Origin of the sequence: Glycomyces sp. NPDC047010 (genome assembly GCF_040644205.1) — a bacterium.
Lineage (GTDB): Bacteria > Actinomycetota > Actinomycetes > Mycobacteriales > Micromonosporaceae > Glycomyces.
In genome coordinates this window covers 1-25,335 of the sequence record NZ_JBEYVY010000020.1, presented here as the reverse complement: position 1 = coordinate 25,335, position 25,335 = coordinate 1, and the positions used below count along the sequence as shown (strand labels likewise).

The window sequence follows — 25,335 nt, the reverse complement described above, 5'->3', positions numbered from 1 at the left end:
GCGGGGCCTTGGCGGCCAGCGGCCGTATGTCGCCCGGGAACAGGGGCGATAGTCACATCCCACCCAGCGGAATATCCCTGTCGCACCTCCTCTGAATGCTGATACAGTTCTCTGCATAGTCATTCAAGACGGAGGTTTCCAGTGACGTTCAAGGTCGCCGTGGCGGGAGCCAGCGGCTACGCGGGAGGCGAGGTGCTCCGGCTGCTGGCCGACCACCCGCAGCTCGACGTCGTCGCCGCGGGCGCGCACAGCAATGCCGGTGAGTACATCACCGCGGTCCACCCCCACCTGTCCGCGTACGGCGACCGACGTTTCACCCCGACCGCTCCGGAAGCCTTCGCCGACGCCGACCTCGTGATCATGACCCTCCCGCACGGCCAGTCCGCCGCGCTCGCCGCGCAGCTGCCCTCCGCGCAGAAGATCGTGGACCTCGGCGCCGACCACCGGCTCGAAGACGCCGCGGCCTGGGAGTCCTACTACCCCGGCCCGCACGCCGGGACCTGGACCTACGGCCTCCCCGAGCTCCCCGGCCAGCGCGAGAAGATCGCCGCCGCCGACCGGGTCGCCGCGACCGGCTGCTATGCCGTCGCGACCATCCTGGCGCTGCGGCCGCTCCTGGACGCCGGGATCGCCTCGGCCGAGGACGTCGTGGTCGTGGCCGCCTCCGGGACCTCCGGGGCCGGGAACGCCCCGAAGAAGGCCCTCCTCGCGTCCGAGGTCATGGGTGCGGTCAGCCCCTACAAAGTCGGCGCGCACCAGCACGTCCCCGAGATCAAGCAGGCCAGCGGCGCCGCGTCGCTGTCGATGACGCCGCTGCTCGCCCCGATGGCCCGCGGCATCCTCTCCACGGTGACCGCCAAGCCCCTCGCCGACGTGTCGGCGGCGGACGTGCGGGACGCCCTGACCAAGGCGTACGCGGGCGAGCACTTCGTGCGGGTCCTGCGGGAAGGCCAGTGGCCCTCCACCGCGGCCGTCTACGGCACCAACGCGGTCCTGCTCCAGGGCGGCACCGACAAGGACTCCGGGCGGATCATCGTGACCGCCGCGATCGACAACCTCGGCAAGGGCGCGGCCGCGCAGGTCGTGCAGTGCGCGAACCTCATGCTCGGCCTCGACGAGGCCGCGGGGCTCACCGTGAACGGAGTGGCGCCGTGACCATCACGACTCCCAAGGGCTTCAAGGCATCCGGCGTAACGGCCGGGCTCAAGGCGTCCGGCAAGCCCGACATGGCGCTCGTCGTCAACGAGGGCCCGCTCCAGGTCGCCGCGGGCAGGTTCACCGGCAACCGCGTCAAGGCCGCCCCGGTCAAGTGGTCGCAGCAGGTGCTCACCACCGGTGCGCTCAAGGCCGTGGTCCTCAACTCCGGCGGCGCGAACGCCTGCACCGGCCCCGAGGGCTTCCAGGACACGCACGCCACCGCCGAGAAGACCGCCGAGGTCCTCGGCTGCGGTGCGGTCGAAGTCGCGGTCTGCTCGACCGGGCTCATCGGCGAGCGGCTCCCCATGGACAAGCTCCTGCCGGGCGTCGAGGCCGCCGCGAAGGCCCTCGCCGCCGACGGCGGCCCCGAGGCCGCCACGGCGATCATGACCACCGACACCGTCGCGAAGAACGCCGTCGTCGCCAGCCCCGCGGGCTGGAGCGTCGGCGGGATCGCCAAGGGCGCGGGGATGCTCGCGCCGGGCCTGGCGACGATGCTCGTGGTGCTCACCACCGACGCCGTCGTGGACGCGCCGCTCGCGGACGCCGCGCTCGGCACCGCCTGCCGGTACTCGTTCGACCGGCTCGACTCCGACGGGTCGATGTCCACCAACGACACCGTGCTCCTGCTCGCCTCGGGCGCCTCCGGCGTCGAGGCCGCCGCAGACGAGTTCATCTCGGCGCTCACCGAGCTGTGCAAGGACCTCGCGCACCAGCTGCTCTCGGACGCCGAGGGCTCCACCAAGGACGTCGCGATCACCGTGTCCGGCGCGGTGACCGAGGACGACGCGGTCGAGGTGGCCCGGATCGTCGCCCGCGACAGCCTCGTCAAGACCGCCCTGTTCGGCTCGGACCCGAACTGGGGCCGCATCCTCGCCGCGGTCGGCACCTCCAAGGCGCCGTTCGACGCCGACGCGGTCGACGTGGCCGTCAACGGCGTGTGGATCTGCAAGGCCGGCGCCGCCGGGGAGCCCCGCGACCTCGTGGACCTCAAGGGCCGCGACGTGGCGATCGACATCGAGCTCCACGAGGGCGCCGCGTCCGCCACGATCTGGACGAACGACCTGTCCCACGACTACGTCCACGAGAACTCGGCGTACAGCACATGACGGACATCAGCGAACTCGCCCCGCACCTCCAGGCGGCCCTCGGCAAAGCGGAGACGCTCATCGAGGCGCTCCCGTGGCTCCAGCGGTTCACCGGCTCCATCGCCGTCGTCAAGTACGGCGGCAACGCCATGATCAACCCCGAACTCCAGGCCGCGTTCGCCGCGGACATGGTGTTCCTGCACTACGTCGGCATCAAGCCCGTGGTCGTCCACGGCGGCGGGCCCCAGATCTCCGCGATGCTCGACAAGCTCGACATCGCCTCCGAGTTCAAGGGCGGCCTGCGCGTCACCACCCCCGAGGCCGCCGACGTGGTCCGGATGGTCCTGGTCGGCCAGGTCGGCCGGGAACTGGTGGGCCTCATCAACAACCACGGCCCGTTCGCCGTCGGCATGTCCGGCGAGGACGCGCAGCTGTTCACCGCGAAGCGCCGCTGGGCCCAGGTCGAGGGCGAGCGCGTCGACGTCGGCCGGGTCGGCGACGTCGCCTCGGTCAACACCGCCGCGATCGACGACCTCATCGCCGCCGGGCGCATCCCCGTGGTCTCCACCGTGGCCCTCGACCACGACGGCGTCCTCTACAACCTGAACGCCGACACCGCCGCGGCCGCGCTGGCCGAGGCGCTCGGCGCGCAGAAGCTCATCGTCCTCACCGACGTCGAGGGGCTCTACGAGAACTGGCCGGACAAGGACTCGCTGCTGCGGCAGATCTCCACCGACCGGCTCGCCGAGATCCTCCCGTCGCTCCAGGCGGGCATGGTCCCGAAGATGGAGGCGTGCCTGCGCGCCGTCAAGGGCGGCGTGCCCCAGGCGCACGTCATCGACGGGCGGGTCCCGCACTCGACCCTGCTGGAGATCTTCACGTCCGACGGCGTCGGCACGATGGTGATGGAGGAGCAGTGACCTACTCCGAGCAGATCAAGGCCCGGTACGCCAAGGCGCTCATGGGCAACTACGGCCTCCCGCCCGTCGCGATCCGCGAGGGCTCGGGCACCACGGTCACCGACGTGGACGGCAACGCCTACCTCGACATGATCGGCGGCATCGCCGTCTCCAGCCTGGGGCACAACCACCCCGCGCTCGTGGAGGCGATCGGCGGCCAGGCCGCGCGGCTCGCGCACACCTCGAACCTCTTCCTGCACGAGAAGGAGGTCGAGCTCGCCGAGAAGCTCCTCGAACTGTGGGGCAACCCCGGCCGGGTGTTCCTGTGCAACTCCGGGACCGAGGCCAACGAGGCCGCGCTCAAGCTCGCGATCCTCCACGGCAACGCCAACGGCAAGGCCAAGATCGTCGCCACCGAGCACGGCTTCCACGGCCGCAGCCTCGGCGCGCTCTCGATCACCGGGAAGGCCGCGATCCGCGAGCCCTTCGGGCCCTTCGCCCGCGAGGTCGTCTTCGTGCCCTACGGCGACGCCGACGCGCTCAAGGCCGCGATGGACGACACCGTCGCCGCCGTGTTCCTCGAACCAACCCAGGGCGAGACCGGCGTGGTCCCCGCGCCCGCCGGATACCTCAAGGCCGCACGGGAGCTCACGGCCGCGAGCAACGCCCTGCTGATCCTCGACGAGATCCAGTCCGGGTTCGGGCGCACCGGCGCCTGGTTCGCCCACCACGCCGAAGGCATCGTCCCCGACGCCGTGACCCTCGCGAAGGGCCTCGGCGGGGGCGTCCCCATCGGCGCGGTCCTCGCCACCGAGGCCACGGCCGCGCTCCTCACCCCCGGTACGCACGGCTCCACGTTCGGCGGCAACCCGATCGCGTGCGCGGCGTCCCTCGCCGTCATCGACACGATCGAGCGCGACCACCTCTTCGACAACGTGCTCGCCCTCGGCGCGCACCTCGAAGCGCGGCTCCTCGCCGACCCCCGGGTCACCGAGGTCCGCGGCCAGGCCCTGTGGCGCGGCATCGGCCTCACCGAACCCGTCGCCGCCGACGTCGTGAAGCACCTCATCGGCCTCGGCGTCCTCGCCAACGCGCCCCGGCCCGACACGGTCCGGATCGCGCCCCCGCTGACCATCTCCCGGACCGAGCTCGACGCGTTCTGCGACAAGCTCACCGCGGCCCTCGACGCCGTCACCCCTGCACCCGGAGGACGACCGTGACCCTGAAGCACTTCCTCAAAGACGACGACCTGACCGCCGCCCAGCAGGCGGAGGTCCTCGACCTGGCCGCGAAGCTCAAGGCCGACCGCTACGCCTACCCGGCCCTCAAGGGCCCCAAGTCCGTCGCGGTCGTCTTCGAGAAGCCCTCGACCCGGACCCGGCTGTCCTTCGACGTCGGCATCGCCGAGCTCGGCGGCCACTCCGTCGTCCTCGACGCCCAGTCCACCCAGCTCGGCCGCGGCGAGTCCATCGCCGACACCGCCCGGGTCCTCTCCCGGTACGTCAGCGCGATCGTCATCCGCACCTTCGGCGACGACCGGATCGCCGAGCTCGCCGAGCACGCCGCCGTCCCGGTCGTCAACGCCCTCACCGACGGCTGGCACCCCTGCCAGCTCCTCGCCGACCTCCAGACCATCGCCGAGCACAAGCCCCTCAAGGGCACGAGCGTCGCCTACGTCGGCGACGCCGCGTTCAACATGGGCAACTCCACGGTGATCGCCTCCTCCCTGGCGGGCATGCACGTCCGCATCGGCGCCCCCGAGGGCTACCAGCCCGCCGACGAGGTCCTGGAGCGCGCCGCCCAGATCAACGCCACCACCGGCGGCTCGGTCACCGTGACCGCCGACCCGGTCGAAGCCGTATCCGGCGCCGACGTCGTCTCCACCGACGCGTGGATCTCCATGGGCATGGACGACAGCGCCCGCCGCTTCGCCGACCTCGGCCGCTACCAGCTCAACGCGGAACTCCTCGCGCACGCCGCCGACGACGCGATCGTCCTCCACTGCCTCCCCGCCCACCGCGGCCAGGAGATCACCGACGAGGTCATCGACGGCCCCCACTCGCGCGTCTTCGACCAGGCCGAGAACCGGCTCCACGCCCAGAAGGCCCTCCTCGCCTGGATTCTCAAGGAATCCGCGTCATGAACCAGCCGACCACGAAAGCCGCACGCCAGGCCCGCATCGTCGAGCACATCTCGAACGGCGCCGTCCGCTCCCAGACCGAGCTCGCCGCGCTCCTCGCCGCCGACGGGATCGAGGCCACCCAGGCCACGCTCTCGCGCGACCTCGAAGAGCTCGGCGCCGTCAAGGTCCGCGGCACCGACGGCGGCTCCGCCGTCTACTCGATCTTCGCGGAAGGCGAACGGCCCCTCCGCGACGCCGAGGCGGCCCCCGACCGGCTCCAGCGCCTCCTGCGCGAACTGCTCGTCGGCGCCGACCACTCGTCGAACATGGCCGTCCTGCGGGTCCCGCCCGGCGCCGCCCAGTACCTCGCCTCGGCGATCGACCGCTCCGGCCTCGCCGACGTGATCGGCACCATCGCCGGAGACGACACGATCGCCGTCATCGCCCGCGACGGCGTCACCGGCAAGCACGTCGCCGACCAGATGCTCAACTGGGCCGGCCAGGGCCCGGACCCGTACCACGCCAACACCATCGACGCCATGCACTTTAAAGGAAGCAAGGAGAACCAGAAATGACCGAGAAGGTAGTGCTCGCCTACTCCGGCGGCCTCGACACGTCCGTCGCGATCCCGTACCTGGCCGAGCAGCTCGACGCCGAAGTGATCGCCGTGGCCATCGACGTCGGCCAGAACGGCGAGGACATGGAGGTCATCAAGCAGCGGGCCCTCGGCTGCGGCGCCGTCGCCGCCGAGATCGTGGACGCCCGCGAAGAGTTCGCCGCCGACTACTGCTTCCCCGCCGTGGCCGCCAACGCCCTCTACATGGACCGCTACCCGCTCGTCTCCGCGCTCTCCCGCCCGCTCATCGTGAAGCACCTCGTGGCCGCCGCCGAGAAGCACGGCGCCACGATCGTCTCCCACGGCTGCACCGGCAAGGGCAACGACCAGGTCCGCTTCGAGGCCGGCCTCGCCGCCCTCGCCCCGCACCTCAAGGTCGTCGCGCCCGCCCGCGACTTCGCCTGGACCCGCGACAAGGCCATCGCGTTCGCCGAGTCGAAGAACCTCCCGATCGACGTCACCAAGAAGTCCCCGTACTCGATCGACCAGAACCTGTGGGGCCGCGCCGTCGAGACCGGCTTCCTTGAGGACATCTGGAACGGCCCCATCGAGGACATCTACGACTACACGCAGAACCCCGCCGAGGAGCGCGAGCCCGACGAGGTCGTCATCACCTTCGTCTCCGGCAAGCCCGTCGCCCTCGACGGCGTCGAGAAGTCCGCGTTCGAGCTCATCAAGGAGCTCAACGAGCGCGCCGGCGCCCAGGGCATCGGCCGCATCGACATGGTCGAGGACCGGCTCGTCGGCATCAAGTCCCGCGAGGTCTACGAGTCCCCGGCCGGCATCACCCTGATCGCCGCCCACATGGAGCTCGAAAACGTCACCATCGAACGCGAGCAGGCCCGGTTCAAGCGCACCGTCGACCAGCGCTGGGGCGAACTCGTCTACGACGGCCTCTGGTTCTCCCCGCTCAAGCAGAGCCTGGAGACCTTCGTGAACGACGTCCAGACCTACGTCACCGGCGAGGTCCGGCTGACCCTCCACGCCGGCAAGGCCACCGTCACCGGCCGCCGCTCCGAGACCAGCCTCTACGACTTCGACCTCGCCACCTACGACGAGGGCGACGCGTTCGACCAGTCCAACGCGCGCGGCTTCGTCGAGCTGTGGAGCCTCCCGGCCAAGCTCGCCGCCGCCCGGAACGAGCGGATCAAGGCCGAGGCCGAGTAATGGCGAAACTGTGGGGAGGCCGCTTCACCGGCGGCCCCGCCGCGGCCCTCGAAGCGCTCAACGCCTCGATCGGCTTCGACTGGCGGCTCGCACCGTACGACCTCAAGGCGTCCAAAGCCCATGCGCGCGTGCTCAACCGCGCAGGGCTCCTCACCGCCGACGAGCTGTCGCAGATGCTGTCCGCCCTGGACGCGCTCGGCGAGGACGTCGCGAACGGGACCTTCACCGGGACCGTCGCCGACGAGGACGTCCACACCGCGCTCGAACGCGGCCTCGTGGAGCGCCTCGGCGACCTCGGCGGCAAGCTCCGCGCCGGACGCAGCCGCAACGACCAGATCGCCACCGACCTGCGCCTCTACTGCCGCGACCACGCCCGGGGCCTGGCCGCGGACGTGACCGCGCTCGTGGACGCGCTGGCCGGGCAGGCCGCGGGCCTCGTGGACGCGCCCGCGCCGGGCATGACGCACCTCCAGCACGCGCAGCCGGTGACCCTCGGGCACCAGCTCCTCGCGCACGCCCAGGGCCTCCTGCGGGACCTGGACCGCCTGCGCGACTGGGACAAGCGCGCCGCGCTGTCCCCGCTGGGGGCCGGGGCGCTCTCGGGCTCGTCGCTGCCGCTCGACCCGGTCGCCGTGGCCGAGGAGCTCGGCTTCGACGCGCCCGTCGCGAACTCCATGGACGGCGTCTCCGACCGCGACTTCGCGGCCGAGCTGCTCTTCATCTGCTCGATGATCGGCATCCACCTCTCCCGCCTGGGGGAGGAGGTCATCCTCTGGTCGAGCCAGGAGTTCGGCTGGGTGACCCTGGACGACGCGTTCTCCACGGGCTCGTCGATCATGCCGCAGAAGAAGAACCCGGACGTGGCCGAGCTGGCCCGCGGCAAGTCGGGGCGCCTCGTCGGCAACCTGACCGCGCTGCTGGTGACGCTCAAGGGCCTGCCGTTCACGTACAACAAGGACCTCCAGGAGGACAAGGAGCCGGTCTTCGACTCCCTGGACAACCTGGCGCTCCTGCTGCCCGCGGTCACCGGCATGGTCGCGACCATGGTGTTCAACGTGGAGGTCCCGCGCGCCTCGGCGCCGACGGGCTTCAGCCTCGCCACGGAGATCGCGGACTGGCTGGTGCGCAAGGGCATCCCGTTCCGCTCCGCGCACGAGATCGCGGGCGCCTGCGTCGCGCACTGCGAGGCCCGCGGGATCGGGCTGCACGAGATCGCCGACGCGGACTTCGCGCAGATCTCGCCGCTCCTCGACCCGTCGGTGAAGGCCGTGCTCGACGTGGACGGCGCGCTCGCGGGCCGCACCACGCCCGGCTCGACCGGCCCGAAGGCCGTCGCGGATCAGCTCGCGCAGGTCCGCGACCAGATCGCCGCCTGGCGCGCCTGGTCCGAATAGCACTGTCACGAGTCGGCGGCCCGCGCTTCGGCGCGGGCCGCCGTCGTGTCGCCGGTGCTACCAGCCGGTGGCCTCCAGGACCGTGCGCTCCACGACCGGTGCGAGCGTCGCCGCGTACGTGTCCGTCAGGTGCGAGGTGTCGCGGTAGACCAGGATGTTCCCGATCGTCGCCGGGCACTCGCCGCCGGGGCACACGTACTCGGTGAGGTCCGCGAAGCTGACGTTGGCGGGCACGTCCTCCAGGTCCCCGGTCGGGTCCACCCGGTCGTGGCTCGGCGCGGGGTCGAACACGCAGGCGTCGGCGCCGTTGCGCGCCACGCACTCCGGGACCGGGTCGGCGAACCGCGGCAGGTCCCGCAGCGCCAGCACCGGCACGCCCCAGCCGTCGAGGACCCGCCACTGGTCGGCGAATCCCGGGTAGGCCCGCTCGTCGTCGGTGTGGGCCCGGTCCGCGAGCGTCACCACCAGGTCCGGTCGCACCTCCTCCAACTGGCCCAGCGCCCACTCGTTGTACGCCGCGCACTCGGGGTCGGGCTCGTGGTCCGGCTCCTCCACGCCCGGCTCGGACGTGAACTGGCAGCTGCTCTTGGACAGGACCAGGAGCCGCCAGCCGTGCTCCACGGCCGCCGCCTCGAACGCGGGGAAGTAGTGCGCCACCCGCGACGCCCCGACGAGCGCGATCGTCTGCGCCCCTTCGGGATCGCCGAACACGCACAGGCGCCTCGCGCCGTCGCAGTCGTCCTCGCCCTTGTACGGCTCGGGCACGTCCTGCTCGACGGTCTCCAGCGGCGGCACCACGGGCATGTCCGCGGGCAGCGCGGCCGCGAGCGCGGGGTCGTCGAGGACCGCGGCGCCCGGGTAGGCGTCGCCGTCCTCCAGGGCCGCGGCGATCTCGGCCTCCATGCGCTCCTGCCGCTCGGCGAGCTGCGCCTGCGCGGCCCCGGCGGTGGCGACCACGGGCACGAGGAACGCGGCGGCGACGGCCACCGACCACCGGCGTCCCCTTCTCCGCGGCTCGCCCGCGGCGAGGTCCTCGACGTACCGCTTCGTCAGCCACGCGAGGCCGAACGACAGCGCGAGCACCAGCAGCCCGCCGAGGAGCGTCGCGGTGGACCGCCCGGCGATGTACAGGTACGCCACGAGGACCGGCCAGTGCCACAGGTACAGCGCGTACGAGTGGTCGCCGACCGTTCGCATTGCCTGCAATGTGAGGAGCCGGTCGGCGCCCCAGCGGCTCCCGGTGCGGCCCGCGACGATGACGAGGACCGCGGCCCCGGTGGGCCACAGGGCGATCCAGCCGGGGAACATCGTGGACACCTCCAGGAGCGCCCCGCACGTCAGGAGCGCGGCGAGCCCGGCCCAGCCGAGCACGACCCGCACGCGGGCCGGGAAGTGCAGCAGCGGCAGCAGGATCGCGAGCATCCCGCCGAGCGCGAACTCCCACAGCCGGGCGCCGGTGTCGAAGTACGCCCACTGCTGCCGTTCGGCGGTCGTCACGACCGAGTAGGCGAGCGACCCGGCGAACACGACCGCGCAGGCCGCGAGCACGGTGGCCGCGGGGGTCGCCTTGAGCGCCTTGGCGGCCAGTGCCGCGAGCGCGATGACCGCGAGCCACACCAGGTAGAACTGGCCCTGGATCGACAGGGACCAGAAGTGCTGCAAGGGGCTCTGGGGGTCGTCGCGGGCGAGGTAGTCCACGGTGTCGGCCGCGAGCGCCCAGTTCTCGAAGTAGAGGCCGGAGGCCACGGTCTGGGAGGCGATGGCGTACAGGCGGTTCCCGGGCAGGAGCAGCCATCCCATGAGGAGCACGGCGAGGAGGACGACGGCCGCGGCGGGGAAGAGGCGGCGGGCGAGGCGGGCGAGGAACGCGACGGGCTTGACGCGCCCGTCGCGTTCGACGGCCCGCAGGAGCGAGCCCGTGATGAGGAAGCCGGTCAGGAGCAGGAAGACGTCGACGCCGCCGGAGACCCGGCCGAACCAGACGTGGTAGGAGGCGACGAGGAGGACCGCGACCGCTCGCAGTCCTTGGATCTCGGGGCGGTACGTGGTGGGGGAGGACACGTGAGCATCCTACGGATGTCCCCCTACGTCTGGGTTGTCCCGATCTGCACTGCGCGTGAACAGGGCATGTCCGCCGGTCAGATCTCCTTGGAGAGGCGCCGCAGCCGCACGCTGGTGATGACGGTGAGCAGGCCCCAGATGATCGCGAAGAACCCGATCGTCACGACGAGCGCGATGGCGCCCTCGCCGGGCTTGGCGAGGAGGAGGATGCCCAGGACGATCCCGGCGATGCCGGAGAGGATGAACAGCCAGCGCCCGCCGGTGTCGCCGGTGAGGCCGAAGCCGTTGACGAGCGAGCCGATGCCGGTGACGATGGCCCAGAACGCGATCACGTACAGCAGCGCGAGCGCGGAGATGCCCGGCCACACGAGCGCGATGAGGCCGGCGATGACGCCGAGGACGCCCATGAAGATGAGGAAGCCGCGGCCGGTGTGCCGCCGGAAGCCCATGACGATCGCGGTGATGCCGTCGACGAGGGCGTAGGCGCCGAACAGGATGACGAGCGCGAGGAGCGTGATGCCGGGCCAGAAGACCGCGAGCGCGCCGAACACGATCGTGAAGATGCCGCGCACCAGGACCCATGCCCAGTTCTTGGCGAGCAGTTCCAACATGCCGTCCACCCCGTTCCACCTGCGATAACGCGTGTACCTGCCACGCTAGCCCCCGCAGGGTCGGAACGCGTGGAAACGGCACGAAACGGGCCCCGGCGCACTGCGCCGGGGCCCTGGGTTCCCTGTTGCTAGACCTTGGCGGGCTCGGGCGCCGTCTCGCGCTCGGGCTCGACGGTGACGTGGGGGAGGACGCGGTCGAGCCACTTCGGCATCCACCAGGCCGAGCGCCCGAGGACCTTCATGATCGCGGGCACCAGGAGCACCCGGATCACGAACGCGTCGAGGAAGATCGCGGCGGCCATGCCGACGCCGAACTGCTGGAGCATCCGCGACTCGCTGAACACGAACGCCCCGAACACGGCGATCATGATCGCGGCCGCCGCGGTCACGACGCCGCCGGTCGACGCGAGTCCCCTGCGGACGGCCTCGCGGGCGTCGCCGCCGCGGACCCACTCCTCCCGCATGCGGGACATGAGGAACACCTCGTAGTCCATCGAGAGCCCGAAGATGATCGCAAAGCTCATGACGGGCACGAACGCCTCGATCGGGCCCGGCTCGGCGCCGAGGGCCCCGTCCTGGAACATCCAGGTGACGAGGCCGAGGCTCGCGCCGATGGTGAGCAGGTTGAGGATCGCGGCCTTGACCGGGATGAGCACGGACCGGAACACGACCATGAGCAGGAGCATCGAGAGGCCGACGACGAGGATCAGGAACAGCGGGGCGCGCTGCTCGATGATGTCGCTGAAGTCGATCGCGGCCGCGGTGGCGCCGCCGACGTACTGGTCGCCCGCGACGCCGTCGAGGTCGTCGCGCAGCTCGTGGACGAGGTCCACGGTGGCCTCGTCGCTGGGCCCGCCGGTGCCGAACACGGTGGACATCCACAGGTCCTCGCCGATCGGGAACGCCGGGGTCGCGTACTCGACGGCGTCCAGTCCGCCGACCGCGTCGTAGGCCGCCGCGGCTTCCGCCTCGGTCCCGTCCGTGACGACCAGGAGCGGCCCGTTGAAGCCCTTCCCGAACCCGTCGGCGAGCATGTCGTACGCCTGGCGGCTCTGGAGCTCCTCCGATTCGGTGCCCGCGTCGGCGAAGCCGAGCCGGATGCCCGTGAGCGGCGCGGAGAGCGCCACGAGGCCGACGGTGACGAGCACGATCGCGAGCCACGCCTGCTTCTCCACGAGCCGCGACCACGCGTTCCAGCGCCGCCCGGGCACGCCCTTGGCCTTCGCCGCGTGCTTCTTGACGCGCTTCTCGATCCGCTTGCCGAACATGGCGAGCAGCGCGGGCAGGAGCGTCACGGACGCGAGCATGGTCACCAGCACCACGAGCGCGACGGCGATCGAGACCGACTGGAGCGCACCGAGTCCGAGCGCGTACAGGCCGATGAGCGCCACGATCACGACGGACCCGGCGAAGAGGACGGACCGGCCCGCGGTGTCCAGGGCGGTCGCGGCGGCGTCGCGCCGGGCCGCGCCGCCGAGCAGCTCGGAGCGGAACCGCGCGAAGATCAGGAGCGCGTAGTCGATGCCGACGCCCAGGCCCACGAGGAACAGGATCGGCGTCAGGTACGTCGGCAGGGTCGTCACGTGGGACACCAACTGCGCCAGGCAGAACGTGGTCCCCACGGCGAACACGGCGGTGATGAGCGGCAGGCTCGCGGCCAGGAACGACCCGAACATGAGCACCAGGATCACCAGCGCCGCAAGGACGCCGATGCCCTCGGCGGCCCCGCCGCCGCCCTCCTCGGCCTCGCGGACCGGGTCGCCGCCGAGCGCGACGCCGAGGCCGTCCCCGGCCGCGTCCTCGGCGAGCGGCAGCAGGTCCGCGGCCTCCTCGGTGGTCCCGTCGAACGCGGCGGTCGCGTACCCGACCGTGCCGTCCTCACTGATCGCGCCGGGCTCGGCGTACGGGTCGGAGACGGCCCCGACGCCGGGCATCGCGGCCAGGTCGTCGAGGAGTGCGTTCACGCGGTCCTGTTCCGCCGCGACCGAATCGGCGGCGAAGACGACCTGCACCGTGACCGGGTCCGCGTCGGGCGCGCGGTCGGCGAGCAGGTCGGACAGTTCCTGGGACTCGGTCCCGGGCATCGAGAAGTCGTCGTCGAACGCCGAGCCGACGGCGATGGCGGCACCGATCGAGGCGGCGAACACGAGGACCCAGGCGAACAGCGCGACGAGCGGCCGGCGCTGCGTCCAGTCGGACAGGCGGGCCATGCGCGAGCGGGCGGGGGAGGGATCTCTTTCCATGCCGCGACTATCGCCGCCGCGAGGCCCGCGGCGCATCGTCCCGGCAGCGGCATTCGCGCTACCCCCGCGGGATCAGGCCCGTGCGGGCCCGTACCACCCCGGTAGCATCACTGCCCGTCGGTCCACGTGGGACGGACGAGCCCGGCCTCGTACGCGGTCACCACCAGCTGCGCCCGGTCCCGCGCCGTCAGCTTCGACATGATGCGGCTGACGTGCGTCTTCGCCGTCGCGGGCGACAGGAACAGGGCCCCGGCGATCTCATCGTTGCTCATGCCCGTCGCCACCAGCTTGAGGACCTCGGTCTCCCGCTCGGTCAGCGCGCCGAGCTTCGAGCTCGGCTCGGGCCGCGCCACGCGCCCCGCGAACTCGGCGATGAGCCGCCGCGTCACCTTCGGGGAGATGAGCGCCTCCCCGGCCGCGACCACCCGGATCGCGTGGACCAGCTCATCCGGATCGGTGTCCTTCACGAGGAACCCGCTCGCACCCGCGCGCAGCGCCCGGTACACGTAGTCGTCCTCGTCGAACGTCGTCAGGATCACGACCTTGACGCCGTCGAGCTTCGCGTCCCGCCCGATCCGCTCGGTCGCCTCCAGGCCGTCCATGCGCGGCATCCGGATGTCCATGAGCACCACGTCGGGCCGCTTGCTGCGCACCAGCTCCAGGGCCTCCGCGCCGTCGCCGGCCTCCGCGACGATCTCCACGTCCTCCTCGTCGCCGAGGATCGACGCGAACCCGGCCCGCACCAGCCGCTGGTCGTCGACGAGCATCACCCGGATCACTTCGGCACCTCCAACGGCCACGCGGCCTCCACGGTGAAGCCGCCGTCCTCGCGCGGCCCCGCGTCGAAGGTACCGCCGAGCCCTTCCGCGCGCTCGCGCATCCCCGCCAGTCCGTTCCCGGCCCGGTTCGCGCCCTTGGCATCCCCGACGCCGTCGTCCGCGACGCTGATCGCCAGCGTCGACGTCCCGATGACCACGTTCACCTGGACGCGCGACGCCCGCGCGTGCCGCAGCACGTTCGTCAGCGACTCCTGCACCACCCGGTACGCCGCGGCGTCCACGGCCACCGGCACCTCCGCGCTCCCGTCGACGCGCAGGTCCACCTCCAGGCCCGACGCCCGCGCGGCCTCCGCCAGAGCGGGCAGCTGCTCGATGCTCGGGCCCGGCCCGGTCGGTGCGTCCTGCCCGGCCTCGCGCAGCACCCCGACCATCGCGCGCAGCTCCCGCAGCGACATGCGGCTGGTCTCGGCCACGACCTCCAGGACCTCCCCGGTCGCGTACCCGGGGTCCTTGCGCAGCCGCCGCAGCCCGGCCGTGGCCTGCACGTTGATGAGCGACAGGTGGTGCCCGACGGCGTCGTGCAGGTCCCGTGCGATCCTGATCCGCTCCTCGGCCACCGACCGGCGCCGCGTCTCCTCCAGCGCCACGAGCGTCTCGGCCCGGTACCGCCGGTGGTGCGCCACGACCGCGCCGATCGCGGGGACCGCGATGATCCAGCCCGAGAGCATGAACGTCTCGCTCGCGGTCATGTGCGCGAAGTCCGCGAGGACTTCCGAGACCACGACGATCACGAACGTGCTCGCCGCGATCACCGACGCCGCGACCAGGTGCCCCAGGGCCGCGAGCGTGTACAGCGACACCACGAACGCCGAGAGCATCGGCCCGTCCGTGGACGACGCCGGGTAGTAGACCATCGTCGCCGCCCACGTCACGAGCGTGACCGTGAGCGGGAACGGGGTCCGGAAGAACAGCGCCACGACCGAGACGCCCATCATCGCCCACGCCAGGCCCTCGTTGAGGCCCTGCGTGTCGGTGATCCGCAGCTCCCACTGCACGAACGACCAGGTGAGCACGACGACCGCGTTCACCGCCCCCGCGACGAGGTCGCCGGGCCGGAACAGTGTGGCGGGTGGTTTCACACGCCAAGCCTATGGGGAGCGCCCGGCCCCCGCCGGGCGCTCCCGCGGCTCACTTCGTCAGGCCCGCGCGGCGCAGCGCCTCGGCCATCGCGCTCTCGGGCGCGGCCTGGCGGCCCCCGCCCTGGCGCGGCTGCTGGCGCCCGCCGCCCTTGCCGCCCTTCTGGTTCCGCTCCCCGCCGCCGCCCGGGCGGCGCTGGCCCTGGCCGCCGCCGGCCTCGGGCTCGTCCTCCAGGCGCATCGTCAGCGAGATGCGCTGGCGCTGGAGGTCCACGGACAGGACCTTGACCTTGACGACGTCGCCGGGCTTGACGATCTCGCGCGGGTCCTCCACGAAGCGGTTTGCGAGCGCCGAGATGTGGACCAGGCCGTCCTGGTGGACGCCGATGTCGACGAACGCGCCGAACGCGGCGACGTTCGTCACGGCCCCTTCGAGGAGCATCCCGGGCTTGAGGTCGGCGACCTTCTCGACGCCCTCCTTGAACGCGGCGGCTTTGAACTCGGGCCGCGGGTCGCGGCCGGGCTTCTCCAGCTCCGCGAGGATGTCGGTCACCGTGGGCACGCCGAAGCGGTCGTCGGCGAAGTCCCCGGGCTTGAGCTTGCGGAGGGTCTTCGCGTCGCCGACGATCCCGGCGACCGAGGCGCCCGTGGCCGCGATGATCCGCTCGACCACCGGGTACGCCTCGGGGTGGACGGCGGACACGTCGAGCGGGTTGTCCCCGCCCGGCACCCGCAGGAACCCGGCGGCCTGCTCGAACGCCTTGGGGCCCAGGCGGGGCACGCTCAGCAGGCCCTTGCGGTCGGCGAAGCGCCCGTGCTCGTCCCGGTACGCCACGATGTTCGCGGCCACGGACTCGCTCAGGCCCGACACCTGCGACAGGAGCGGCACGGAGGCGGTGTTCAGGTCCACGCCGACGGCGTTCACGGCGTCCTCCACGACCGCTTCGAGCGAGCGCGTGAGCTTCGACTCGGTGAGGTCGTGCTGGTACTGGCCCACGCCGATGTGCTTGGGCTCGATCTTGACGAGCTCGGCGAGCGGGTCCTGGAGCCTGCGGGCGATGGAGACGGCGCCGCGCAGCGACACGTCCATGCCCGGGAGCTCCTTGGTGGCGTACGCGGACGCCGAGTAGATCGAGGCGCCCGCCTCGGAGACGACGATCTTAGCGATCTCCGCGGTGCCCGCGAACGCCTTGACGAGGTCGGTGGCGAGCCGGTCGGTCTCGCGGGAGGCGGTGCCGTTGCCGATGGCGATCAGCTGCACGTCGTGCTTCTTGACGAGCGCGCCGAGCACGGCGAGGGAGTCGTCCCAGCGGTTCTGCGGCTGGTGCGGGTAGATCGCGGTGGCGTCGAGGACCTTCCCGGTGGCGTCGACCACGGCGACCTTGACGCCGGTGCGGTAGCCCGGGTCCAGGCCCAGGACGGCCTTCGGCCCGGCCGGGGCCGCGAGCAGGAGGTCCTTGAGGTTCGCGGCGAAGACCTTGACGGCCTCGTCCTCGGCCTGCTGCCACAGGCGCATCCGCAGGTCCACGCCGAGCTTGACGAGGATGCGGGTGCGCCAGGCCCACGAGACGGTCTTGGCGAGCCACGGGTCGGCGGGCCGCCCGGCGTCCCTGATCCCGAACTTCGCGGCGATCACGGCCTCGCAGTCGACGCCGTCGGTCTCGGCCTCGCCCGGCTCCAGCGCGAGCGAGAGCGCCTCCTCCTTCTCGCCGCGGAACAGCGCGAGCACGCGGTGCGAGGGGAGCGTGGTGAACGTCTCGGCGAAGTCGAAGTAGTCGGAGAACTTCGCGCCCTTCTCCTCGGCCCCGTCGCGGACCTTCGCGACCACGCGTCCCTTGCGCCACATGCGTTCGCGCAGGTCGCCGATGAGGTCGGCGTCTTCGGAGAACCGCTCGGTGAGGATCGCGCGGGCGCCCGCGAGCGCGGCGGCCGCGTCGGCGACCTCCTTCTCGGGGTTGAGGAACGCCGCGGCGGCGGTCTCCGGGTCCTGTGAGGGATCACTCAGCAGGAGTTCCGCGAGGGGCTCCAGGCCGGCCTCGCGGGCGATCTGGGCCTTGGTGCGGCGCTTGACCTTGAAGGGCGCGTAGAGGTCTTCGAGGCGCGCCTTCGTGTCGGCCGCGTCGATCTGCGCCGCCAGCGCCTCGGTGAGTTTGCCCTGCTCACCGATCGATTCGAGCACCGCCTTGCGCCGGGCCTCCAGTTCCCGCAGGTACCCGAGGCGCTCTTCGAGGGAGCGGAGCTGCTCGTCATCGAGGCCCCCGGTGGCCTCCTTGCGGTACCGGGCGATGAACGGGACGGTGGAGCCGTCGTCGAGGAGCGCGACGGCCGAGCGGACTTGGTGGGCGCCGACCGAGAGTTCTTCGGCGATGCGTTGATCGATAGCTTGAGCCACGGGAGGATTCTGCCAGAGCGCTGCGACAACACCGGGCCGAGTCGCACGACCCGACCCCCCGGTGGACGGTCCCCGACCCGTTGGGTAAAGTTCTATCCCGTCGCCGGGGAATGCAAAAACCCTGGAAGACATGCGGACGTAGCGCAGTTGGTAGCGCGACACCTTGCCAAGGTGTAGGTCGCCGGTTCGATCCCGGTCGTCCGCTCGGAGCTCGAAAGAGCGCTATCCCGGACGATTAGCTCAGCGGGAGAGCACTCCCCTGACACGGGAGAGGTCACTGGTTCAATCCCAGTATCGTCCACCGAAGTGAAAGGCCCAGGTTCGCAAGTCCTGGGCTTTTTTCACATCAGGGTGGGTTGTCCGAGCGGTTAGGTAACGGCCTGCAAAGCCGTGCACACGGGTTCGAATCCCGTACCCACCTCCAACACATCTGTTCTGGAATGAAGCCCGGTGGCCCCGGGCTTTTTCCATGTCCTCCTCCTTTCGTGTTCTCGCGCTTCTCCTTCGCTCTCTTTCGTCCGCTCCCGGGCCGTTTCGCGGCCTGTCACTCGGCGTGCCCCCGCGGTCGCGGGGAGAGATTTATTGACATCACTGCGCTTCGGAATTAAGCTCTGGAAATTACCGGTAAAGGTTCCGAAAGTTTCGGTCGAAGTCGTGGTGTGATCGTGCGCATTCGGGCGGAACCGGGCCGATCTCAAGGAGGAGACACATGTCGGACGTGTACGGGCGAACGCCCTTCAAGGCGACCCGCCGCGGGCTCATCGGGTTCTCGGTGGCCGCCTCGGGTGCGATGGCGCTCGCGGCGTGCAGCGACGACGGCGACGGCGAGGTCGACCTCGACGCCCAGTCCAAGGGCGCGATGGACGGCTTCGAGGCCGACACGCAGTTCACCGCGACCGAGCCGTTCACCCTCTCGCTGCTGTGGACCGAGTGGCCCGACCTGCCGGTGACGGACACCTGGACGTTCTTCGACGAGATCGAGAAGCGCACCAACGTCAAGTTCGAGCTGACGACCATCCCCTTCAGCGATGCCGTCGAGAAGCGCAGCCTCCTGCTCAGCGCCGGCGACGCCCCCTCCGTGATCCCGCTCGTGTACACCGGCGAGGAGGACTCGTTCGTGTCCTCGGGCGCGATCGTCCCGATGAGCGACTACGTCGAGCACATGCCGAACTTCCAGAAGTACGTTGCGGAGTGGGACCTCGGCGACATGATCGACAACCTCAAGCAGGCCGACGGCAAGTACTACATGCTGCCGGGCCTCCAGGAGGTCTCCGTCCCTGTGTTCACGCTCGTGGTCCGCAAGGACGTCTTCGAGACCGTCGCCGGGGGCATCCCCGAGACCTGGGACGAGATGCGCGAGGCCCTCGTCAAGATCAAGGCCGCCTACCCCGACTCCTACCCGCTCGCCGACGGCTTCGAGGCGCAGTCGATGCTCAACTACGCCGCGCACGCGTTCGGCGCGCAGGCCGGATGGGGCTTCGGCGACGGCATGATGGACGACGGCAACGGCGGCCTCCAGTACACGGCGGCCTCCGAGGGCTACAAGCAGATGGTCGAGTTCTTCCGCGGCCTCGTCGCCGACGGCCTCGTCGACACCGACTCCCTCACCGCGGCCGACGCGGGCGGCGGGGGCGCCAGCGTCCCCGAGAAGTTCGCGAACGAGCTGGTCTTCGCCGCGTCCGGCTCCAGCGGCACCGCGATCGAGTTCGCGCAGGCCCTGAGCGCCACCGTCGGCGACGGCAACTTCGAGGTCCTCCAGATCGCCCCGCCCGGCGGCCCCGCCGGGCAGGTCGTGGAGCCGCGGAACTTCTGGAACGGCTTCATGCTCAACACCGAGGCCACCGAGTCCGAGTACTTCCTCGCCACCCTCCAGTTCCTCGACTGGCTCTACTACAGCCCCGACGCCCGCGAGCTCATCCGCTGGGGCGTCCTGGACGAGACGTACACGAAGGACGCCGACGGCACGATCACCCTCAAGCCCGAGTTCTCCCTCGACGCCTACAACATCAACCCCGGCGCGGCGACCGACATCCAGGCCGACCTCGGCTGGTCGAACTCCGTGTTCGCCGACTCCACCGAGGCCCGCGCCCTCAAGGAGTCCTACAACACGCCCACCTTCGTGGAGTACATCGACTCCGTGCTCTCCACGCGCACCCCGCGCGACCCCAACCCGCCCGCGCCCCTCGACGAGATGGAGCTGGAGCAGGCGTCGCTCCTCGCCACCCCGCTGAAGGACACCGTGGACACCAACACCCTCCGCTTCATCATGGGCGACCGCGACATCGCCGAATGGGACGACTACGTGGCCGAGCTCGAAGCCCAGGGCCTCCAGCAGTACGTCGACCTCGTCAACGGGGCCCGCACCCGTTTCGAGGAGGAGAACTCCTAGTCCGCCCGCCGGGGCCCCACCGGCCCCGGCCCGGACCGGAGGCGCACGCATGACCCTCACCGACACCGAGCGGCCGCCCCTCAAGGCCGCCGCCCCGCCGCAGCGGCGCCGCAAGCGCCGCCAGACCTGGCGCGAGGCGTTCCGCCGCGACTGGCAGCTCTACAGCCTCGCCCTGCTGCCCCTCGTCTTCTTCGCGATCTTCAAGTACGGCCCCATGGTCGGCAACGTCATCGCGTTCCGGAGGTTCCGCCCCGGCGGGAGCATCTTCGGCGACGAATGGGTCGGCTTCCGCTACATCGAGATGTTCGTCAACGACCCGTCGTTCTGGCACGTCTTCGCGAACACCGCGATCCTCGGCGGCCTCACCCTCGTGGTCTGCTTCCCCCTGCCGATCGTCCTGGCGCTGCTGCTCAACGAGGTCCGCAAGCGGCACTTCAAGAAGATCGTCCAGTCGATCTCGTACCTGCCGCACTTCCTGTCGGTGGTCATCGTCGTCGGCATGCTCATGCAGCTCCTGTCCCTCCAGGGCACCGTCAACCAGATCATCGAGGCGTTCGGCGGCGAGGGCATCCCGTTCCTCCAGCGCCCCGAGTGGTTCCGCACCGTCTACGTCGGATCGGAGGTGTGGCAGACCGTCGGCTGGGGCACGATCCTCTACCTCGCGGCCCTCACCTCCGTGGACGACTCGCTGTACGAGGCCGCGCGGATCGACGGCGCGGGCCGGTGGCGCCAGACCTGGCACGTGACCCTCCCGGGCATCCGCCCGACGATGATCACGCTGCTGATCCTCAACATCGGCACGTTCCTCAACGTCGGCTTCGAGAAGGTCCTGCTCCTGTACAACCCCCTGACCTACCAGACCGCCGACGTCATCTCGACGTACCTGTACCGGGTCGGCCTGGTCTCGAACAATCTCAGTTATGCGGCGGCGATCGGCCTGTTCCAGGCCCTGATCGGCCTCGTGATGGTGCTCTCCGCGAACCTGATCTCGCGGCGGATGGTGGGGACGAGCCTGTGGTGACGACCAGAATCGACCCCGAGCGGGTCCTCCGCGGCCCCAGCCGCGGCCGCGAGACCCGCGGGACCCGCGTCTTCGGCGCGTTCAACGCGGTGTTCCTCGTCCTCCTCTGCGCGGTCATGCTGTACCCGTTCATCACCGTGCTCGCCCAGTCGTTCTCCTCGCCCGGCGCCATCAAGGCCGGGCAGGTGTCCTTCTGGCCCGTCGGCTTCAACACCGACACGTACGCCGCCGTCATGCAGAACGAGACGTTCTGGCGCAACTACGGCAACACCGTGCTGTACACCGTCGTCGGCACCGCGATCGCCATGGTCCTCACCACGACCTACGCGTTCGTGCTCTCCAAACCGCACCTGAAGGGCCGCAAGGCCCTCATCGGCATCGCCGTGTTCACGATGTTCTTCAACGGCGGCCTCGTCCCCAACTACGTGCTCATCTCCTCGCTCGGGATGAAGAACACCATGTGGGCCATCGTCCTGCCCGGCGCGATCTCGGTCTTCAACCTCCTGGTCATGAAGTCCTTCTTCGAGAGCCTCCCCAAGGAGCTCGAAGAGGCCGCGCAGATCGACGGCCTCGGCTGGTACGGGATCTTCGGGCGCATCGTGCTGCCGCTGTCGAAGGCCGTCATCGCCACGATGATCCTGTTCTACTCGGTCGCGTTCTGGAACGACTGGTTCGCCGCGTTCCTGTACCTCGACAAGAGCGAGCTGTTCCCCGTGACCCTGTTCCTGCGCAACCTCATCGCGGGCGCCTCCACCTCCGCGTCCGAAGGCGCCGCCGCGGCCGGGACCACGACCGCGCTGGTGTCCTCCAATATCCAGGCGGTCACGATGATCCTCACCGTCATCCCGATCCTGTGCATCTACCCGTTCGTGCAGCGGTTCTTCGTCACCGGCGTGATGCTGGGCTCGGTGAAGGGATGAGCCGAGTCGACGCCGACGAGATCGGCCCCGGGACGCTCTCCCGGGCCACCGCCGCGGTCTACCGGTACCTCGTCCTCGCCGCGTTCCTCGCGGCAGCGGGCCTGCCCACGGTGGCCCTGTGGACGCTCCTCGCGCCCGAGCCCGGGAACGCCGTCCTCTTCACCGCGGCGCTCCTGCCCGTCGCGCCCGCCCTCTCGGCGGCCCTGTACGCCCAGCGCGCCTGGGCCGCCGAACCGGACCTGAGCCCGGCCCGGCCGCTCCTGCGCGGCCTGCGCCTCAACCTGAAGGACACCCTCGCGTGGTGGGCGCCGGTGCTCGCGCTGGCCGCCATCCTCGCCGTGAACGTCCTCTTCGCGGGCACCGTGCCGGGCGGGGCGGTCCTGCGCCCGGCCGCCGCGGTCCTGCTCGTCGCACTCGCGGTCTGGTCGGGCCACCTGCTCACGGTGACGTCGTTCTTCTCGTTCCGCTTCCGCGACGTGCTGCGCGTGGCCGCCGCCGAGTTCTTCCTCTCCTGGAAGACCTCCCTCGGCGTCCTCGCGCTCCTCGTCGTCGCCGCGGCGGTCGTCGTCACCGGCTCCGAGGCGGTGCTCCTGCTCGCCGGGTGGGCGTTTGCCGCGGGCCTGTGGCTCGTCGTCCGCCCCGCGATGGACGACGTGACCGCGCGGTTCACCAAGCCCTGAACGCCCCGGAGCGGTCGGGAGGCCATGCCCCCCAACCGCTCCGGGGCCTCTCCGTTCATCACCGAGCCCCGGTCCGCGGCGCGATTGAACCGATTCAAGGCCGACGCGCCGAACACCCCTCCACAGTGGTCCGTTTCGGGGCCTTGCGGGCGATACCTGCGCACTGTTGACGCGGAGTTGATCGTTAACTATTGTGTCAATCACGTTTGAATCCTTTCAACTGTGTGTACTACCCGCGCCTCCCTGACGCGGCACCCCTCGCCGGGCCCCTCGCCCGGACGCATCGACGAAGATGTGGAGCACGCGCATGACGACACTGGACACCCCTCGCGGTCCGGCGGCGCCCGGCGGGTCGCGGACCGAGCGCTGGTACGGCCGGCTCGACGCGATCGCCTACGTGGGCACGCTGAACCTCCTGGTGATCGCCTCCACCCTGGCGGGCGGGATCGTCCTCGGCTGGGCCCCGGCGCTCGCCGCGGCGGCCGCGTGCAGCCGCACCCGCCTGCGCGGCGACACCCAGAAGCTCGTGCGCGCCTTCGCCTCCCAGTGGCGGCGCCGGTTCGTCCACGCGAACCTCCTCGCGGCCCCGTCGGCGCTCGTGCTCGCCGCCCTCGGCTGGAACCTCGCCGCCGCCGGGACCCCCTGGCTGCGGGCCGCGCTCGTCGCCGCCCTCGCCGTCGCCGTCGCGCACCTGCTCCTCGCCCTCGCGATGGACGCCCACTACGAGCTGCGTCGCGGCCGGTGCCTGCGCCTGGCCTGGGAGTTCCTGCTCCGCTTCCCCGGCGCCCCGCTCCTCCTCATCGCCACGACGGCGCTCGTCGGCGCGCTCACCGCGCTCGTCCCCGGCCTCCTGCCGGTGCTGTCGGTCGGCGTGTGGATCCACCTGTGCACCGCGCTGTGCCTCTCCTTCTTCGCCGCGAACGACCGGAACCTGCCGGACGCGGCCTGACGGTCCGCCGGCGCCGCCGCCGGACCGCGAACTGGAAATCCCCTTGAGAAAGGAAACCCCCATGTTGAAAAGAAAGCGCATACCGGTGGCGATGCTCGCGGTCGCGACCCTCGCGCTGACCGCGTGCTCGGACGGCGGCGACAACGCTGAACCGCTGGAGTCGCTCACGATCATGGCGCCGTTCTTCTCCGCGGTCCCGCCCGAGGAGGACGACCCGGTCGACAAGGCGCTCAGCGACCTCGCCGGGCTCGACCTCAGCGTCCAGTGGGTGCCCAACACCGACTACGGCAGCAAGACCAACACCGTCCTCGCGGGCGACGACATCCCCGACGTCATGGTCATCCAGGGCAAGGACCAGTCGTTCGTCCAGACCGCCGAGGCCGGCGGGTTCTGGGACCTCACCGACTACCTCGCCTCCGGCGACTACCCGAACCTCGTCACCGAGAACCCGCAGGTGCAGGAGGCGTCCAGCGTCAACGGGAAGGTCTACGGCGTCTACCGCGCCCGCGACGTGGTGCGCACCAGCGTCATCCTCCGCCAGGACTGGCTCGACAACCTCGGGCTCGCCCAGCCGGAGACCACCGAGGACCTCTACGAGATCGCCCGCGCCTTCACCGAGGACGACCCCGACGGCAACGGCGAGGACGACACCTACGGGATCATCAACCCCGCCTGGGGCGGCATCGGCAACGGCAGCCCCTACGACGCCATCGAGACCTGGTACGGCTCGGGCAACCTGTGGCGCGAGGAGGGCGGCGAGCTCGTCCCCGCCTTCACCAGCGACGAGTGGCTCCAGGCCCTCCAGTACGAGCGCGACCTCGTCGCGAACGGCTACGTGAACGCCGACTACGCCACGATGGACCCCGCCACCTGGAACGAGCCGTTCCTGAACGGCAAGGGCGGCATCATCATCGACGTCCAGTCGCGCGCCACCCAGCTCGCGGGCCTGTTCAAGGAGCAGGACCCCGAGAACTACGACCAGTACGTCGCGCTCGTCGGCCAGCTCGACGGACCCAACGGGACCTACGCGCTGCCCACCTCCGGGTACTCCGGCTTCCTCGCCGTCCCCCGCTCCGGCGTGCAGACCGAGGACCAGCTCAAGCAGGTCCTCACGGCCCTCAACGAGCTCAACAGCACCGAGGCCCAGAACCTCATGAACCACGGCATCGAGGGGGACAACTTCTCCGTCGTGGACGGCGAGGCCGTGTTCGACACCGCGAAGCAGGACTTCACCGACCAGGTCACCGGGGCCTGGGCGCAGCTCGGCATGAACGTCGCCGGCTACAACGCCTACCCGATCCAGCAGGAGACCGAGTACGACCAGGCGCTCTACCAGCAGCGGCTCGACCTCCAGGCCGAAGACCTCGCGAACGCGGTGTTCAACCCGGCCGCCGGGCTCGTGTCGCCGACCTACACCACCAGCGGCGCCCAGCTCGACACCATCATCGCGGACGCCCGCATCCAGTACATCGCGGGCCAGATCGACGACGCCGGACTCCAGGCGGCGATCGACACGTGGCACTCCAGCGGCGGCGACGACGTCGTGCAGGAGATGAACGACCTGTACGCCGACCTCGACTGACCGACGGTGCGGGGCCGGACCGACCCGGGGGGGGGCCCCCCCCCCCCCCCCCCCCCCCCCCCCACACGGAGGCCGAAGCACAACCACAC

20 protein-coding genes and 3 tRNA genes are annotated in these 25,335 nt (G+C 71.0%); 17 read left to right on the top strand and 6 right to left on the bottom strand.

Annotated features, from left to right (window positions below):
• Positions 1-141 precede the first annotated feature (141 nt).
• From argC to argH, 8 genes are read left to right on the top strand one after another with little or no spacing between them, the layout of a single operon-like run.
• Entirely contained in the window at positions 142-1,155 is a 1,014-nt protein-coding gene (gene argC, locus AB0A65_RS26275) for an N-acetyl-gamma-glutamyl-phosphate reductase (RefSeq protein WP_359955696.1), read from the top strand.
• On the top strand, positions 1,152-2,306 hold the full coding sequence (gene argJ, locus AB0A65_RS26270; protein ID WP_359955694.1) for a bifunctional glutamate N-acetyltransferase/amino-acid acetyltransferase ArgJ: 1,155 nt from the start codon (positions 1,152-1,154) through the stop codon (positions 2,304-2,306). The genes argC and argJ overlap by 4 nt, the downstream gene beginning before the upstream one ends.
• The gene (gene argB, locus AB0A65_RS26265) at positions 2,303-3,205 is read left to right on the top strand and encodes an acetylglutamate kinase (protein ID WP_359955691.1); all 903 of its coding nucleotides are present in this window, start codon (positions 2,303-2,305) and stop codon (positions 3,203-3,205) included. The genes argJ and argB overlap by 4 nt, the downstream gene beginning before the upstream one ends.
• The gene (locus tag AB0A65_RS26260; protein WP_359955688.1) at positions 3,202-4,404 is read left to right on the top strand and encodes an acetylornithine transaminase; all 1,203 of its coding nucleotides are present in this window, start codon (positions 3,202-3,204) and stop codon (positions 4,402-4,404) included. The genes argB and AB0A65_RS26260 overlap by 4 nt, the downstream gene beginning before the upstream one ends.
• Positions 4,401-5,327: an ornithine carbamoyltransferase gene (argF, locus tag AB0A65_RS26255; RefSeq protein WP_359955685.1), complete on the top strand. Its 927-nt coding sequence runs from the start codon at positions 4,401-4,403 to the stop codon at positions 5,325-5,327. The genes AB0A65_RS26260 and argF overlap by 4 nt, the downstream gene beginning before the upstream one ends.
• Positions 5,324-5,881 carry an arginine repressor gene (locus tag AB0A65_RS26250; protein WP_359955682.1) on the top strand — a complete coding sequence of 186 codons (558 nt, stop codon included), beginning with the start codon at positions 5,324-5,326 and terminating at the stop codon, positions 5,879-5,881. Before argF ends, AB0A65_RS26250 begins: the two co-directional genes overlap by 4 nt.
• Positions 5,878-7,089 carry an argininosuccinate synthase gene (locus tag AB0A65_RS26245; protein ID WP_359955680.1) on the top strand — a complete coding sequence of 404 codons (1,212 nt, stop codon included), beginning with the start codon at positions 5,878-5,880 and terminating at the stop codon, positions 7,087-7,089. Before AB0A65_RS26250 ends, AB0A65_RS26245 begins: the two co-directional genes overlap by 4 nt.
• Entirely contained in the window at positions 7,089-8,483 is a 1,395-nt protein-coding gene (gene argH, locus AB0A65_RS26240) for an argininosuccinate lyase (RefSeq protein WP_359955677.1), read from the top strand. The genes AB0A65_RS26245 and argH overlap by 1 nt, the downstream gene beginning before the upstream one ends.
• A 57-nt stretch (positions 8,484-8,540) precedes the next feature.
• Here the strand turns inward: argH and AB0A65_RS26235 are convergent, their stop codons facing one another.
• The 6 genes from AB0A65_RS26235 to AB0A65_RS26210 all read right to left on the bottom strand — a co-directional run bounded on the left by AB0A65_RS26235 (position 8,541) and on the right by AB0A65_RS26210 (position 17,705).
• Positions 8,541-10,544 (bottom strand): acyltransferase family protein, encoded by a 2,004-nt coding sequence (locus AB0A65_RS26235; protein ID WP_359955674.1) that lies wholly within the window; start codon positions 10,542-10,544, stop codon positions 8,541-8,543.
• Between the two features lie 77 nt (positions 10,545-10,621).
• Positions 10,622-11,155 (bottom strand): HdeD family acid-resistance protein, encoded by a 534-nt coding sequence (locus AB0A65_RS26230; protein WP_359955755.1) that lies wholly within the window; start codon positions 11,153-11,155, stop codon positions 10,622-10,624.
• Between the two features lie 128 nt (positions 11,156-11,283).
• The gene (locus AB0A65_RS26225; protein WP_359955671.1) at positions 11,284-13,398 is read right to left on the bottom strand and encodes an MMPL family transporter; all 2,115 of its coding nucleotides are present in this window, start codon (positions 13,396-13,398) and stop codon (positions 11,284-11,286) included.
• A gap of 107 nt (positions 13,399-13,505) precedes the next feature.
• Positions 13,506-14,177, bottom strand: coding sequence for a response regulator transcription factor (locus AB0A65_RS26220; protein ID WP_359955752.1), 672 nt, complete (start codon positions 14,175-14,177; stop codon positions 13,506-13,508).
• The gene (locus AB0A65_RS26215) at positions 14,174-15,316 is read right to left on the bottom strand and encodes a sensor histidine kinase (RefSeq protein WP_359955668.1); all 1,143 of its coding nucleotides are present in this window, start codon (positions 15,314-15,316) and stop codon (positions 14,174-14,176) included. The genes AB0A65_RS26220 and AB0A65_RS26215 overlap by 4 nt, the downstream gene beginning before the upstream one ends.
• 49 nt (positions 15,317-15,365) lie before the next feature.
• Positions 15,366-17,705, bottom strand: a complete 2,340-nt coding sequence (locus AB0A65_RS26210; RefSeq protein ID WP_359955665.1) for a Tex family protein — start codon at positions 17,703-17,705, stop codon at positions 15,366-15,368.
• A 132-nt stretch (positions 17,706-17,837) separates the two neighbouring features.
• Between AB0A65_RS26210 and AB0A65_RS26205 the strand changes: the two genes are divergently transcribed.
• The 9 genes from AB0A65_RS26205 (at position 17,838) to AB0A65_RS26165 (ending at position 25,246) form a co-directional block, all read left to right on the top strand.
• Positions 17,838-17,910: transfer RNA gene (locus AB0A65_RS26205), tRNA-Gly, on the top strand.
• A 24-nt stretch (positions 17,911-17,934) separates the two neighbouring features.
• Positions 17,935-18,006 (top strand) — tRNA-Val (locus tag AB0A65_RS26200).
• 49 nt (positions 18,007-18,055) lie between these two features.
• Positions 18,056-18,129, top strand: a tRNA-Cys gene (locus AB0A65_RS26195).
• Positions 18,130-18,414: 285 nt separating this feature from the next.
• Positions 18,415-20,094: an extracellular solute-binding protein gene (locus tag AB0A65_RS26190; RefSeq protein WP_359955662.1), complete on the top strand. Its 1,680-nt coding sequence runs from the start codon at positions 18,415-18,417 to the stop codon at positions 20,092-20,094.
• Between the two features lie 49 nt (positions 20,095-20,143).
• Positions 20,144-21,115: an ABC transporter permease subunit gene (locus tag AB0A65_RS26185; RefSeq protein ID WP_359955659.1), complete on the top strand. Its 972-nt coding sequence runs from the start codon at positions 20,144-20,146 to the stop codon at positions 21,113-21,115.
• Positions 21,112-22,035: a carbohydrate ABC transporter permease gene (locus tag AB0A65_RS26180; RefSeq protein WP_359955656.1), complete on the top strand. Its 924-nt coding sequence runs from the start codon at positions 21,112-21,114 to the stop codon at positions 22,033-22,035. The genes AB0A65_RS26185 and AB0A65_RS26180 overlap by 4 nt, the downstream gene beginning before the upstream one ends.
• A complete protein-coding gene (locus AB0A65_RS26175; protein WP_359955653.1) occupies positions 22,032-22,715 on the top strand; it encodes a glycosyl transferase in 684 nt (227 codons plus the stop codon). Before AB0A65_RS26180 ends, AB0A65_RS26175 begins: the two co-directional genes overlap by 4 nt.
• 307 nt (positions 22,716-23,022) lie before the next feature.
• Positions 23,023-23,664 carry a DUF624 domain-containing protein gene (locus AB0A65_RS26170; RefSeq protein WP_359955650.1) on the top strand — a complete coding sequence of 214 codons (642 nt, stop codon included), beginning with the start codon at positions 23,023-23,025 and terminating at the stop codon, positions 23,662-23,664.
• Positions 23,665-23,725: 61 nt separating this feature from the next.
• A complete protein-coding gene (locus AB0A65_RS26165; protein WP_359955647.1) occupies positions 23,726-25,246 on the top strand; it encodes an extracellular solute-binding protein in 1,521 nt (506 codons plus the stop codon).
• Positions 25,247-25,335 lie beyond the last annotated feature (89 nt).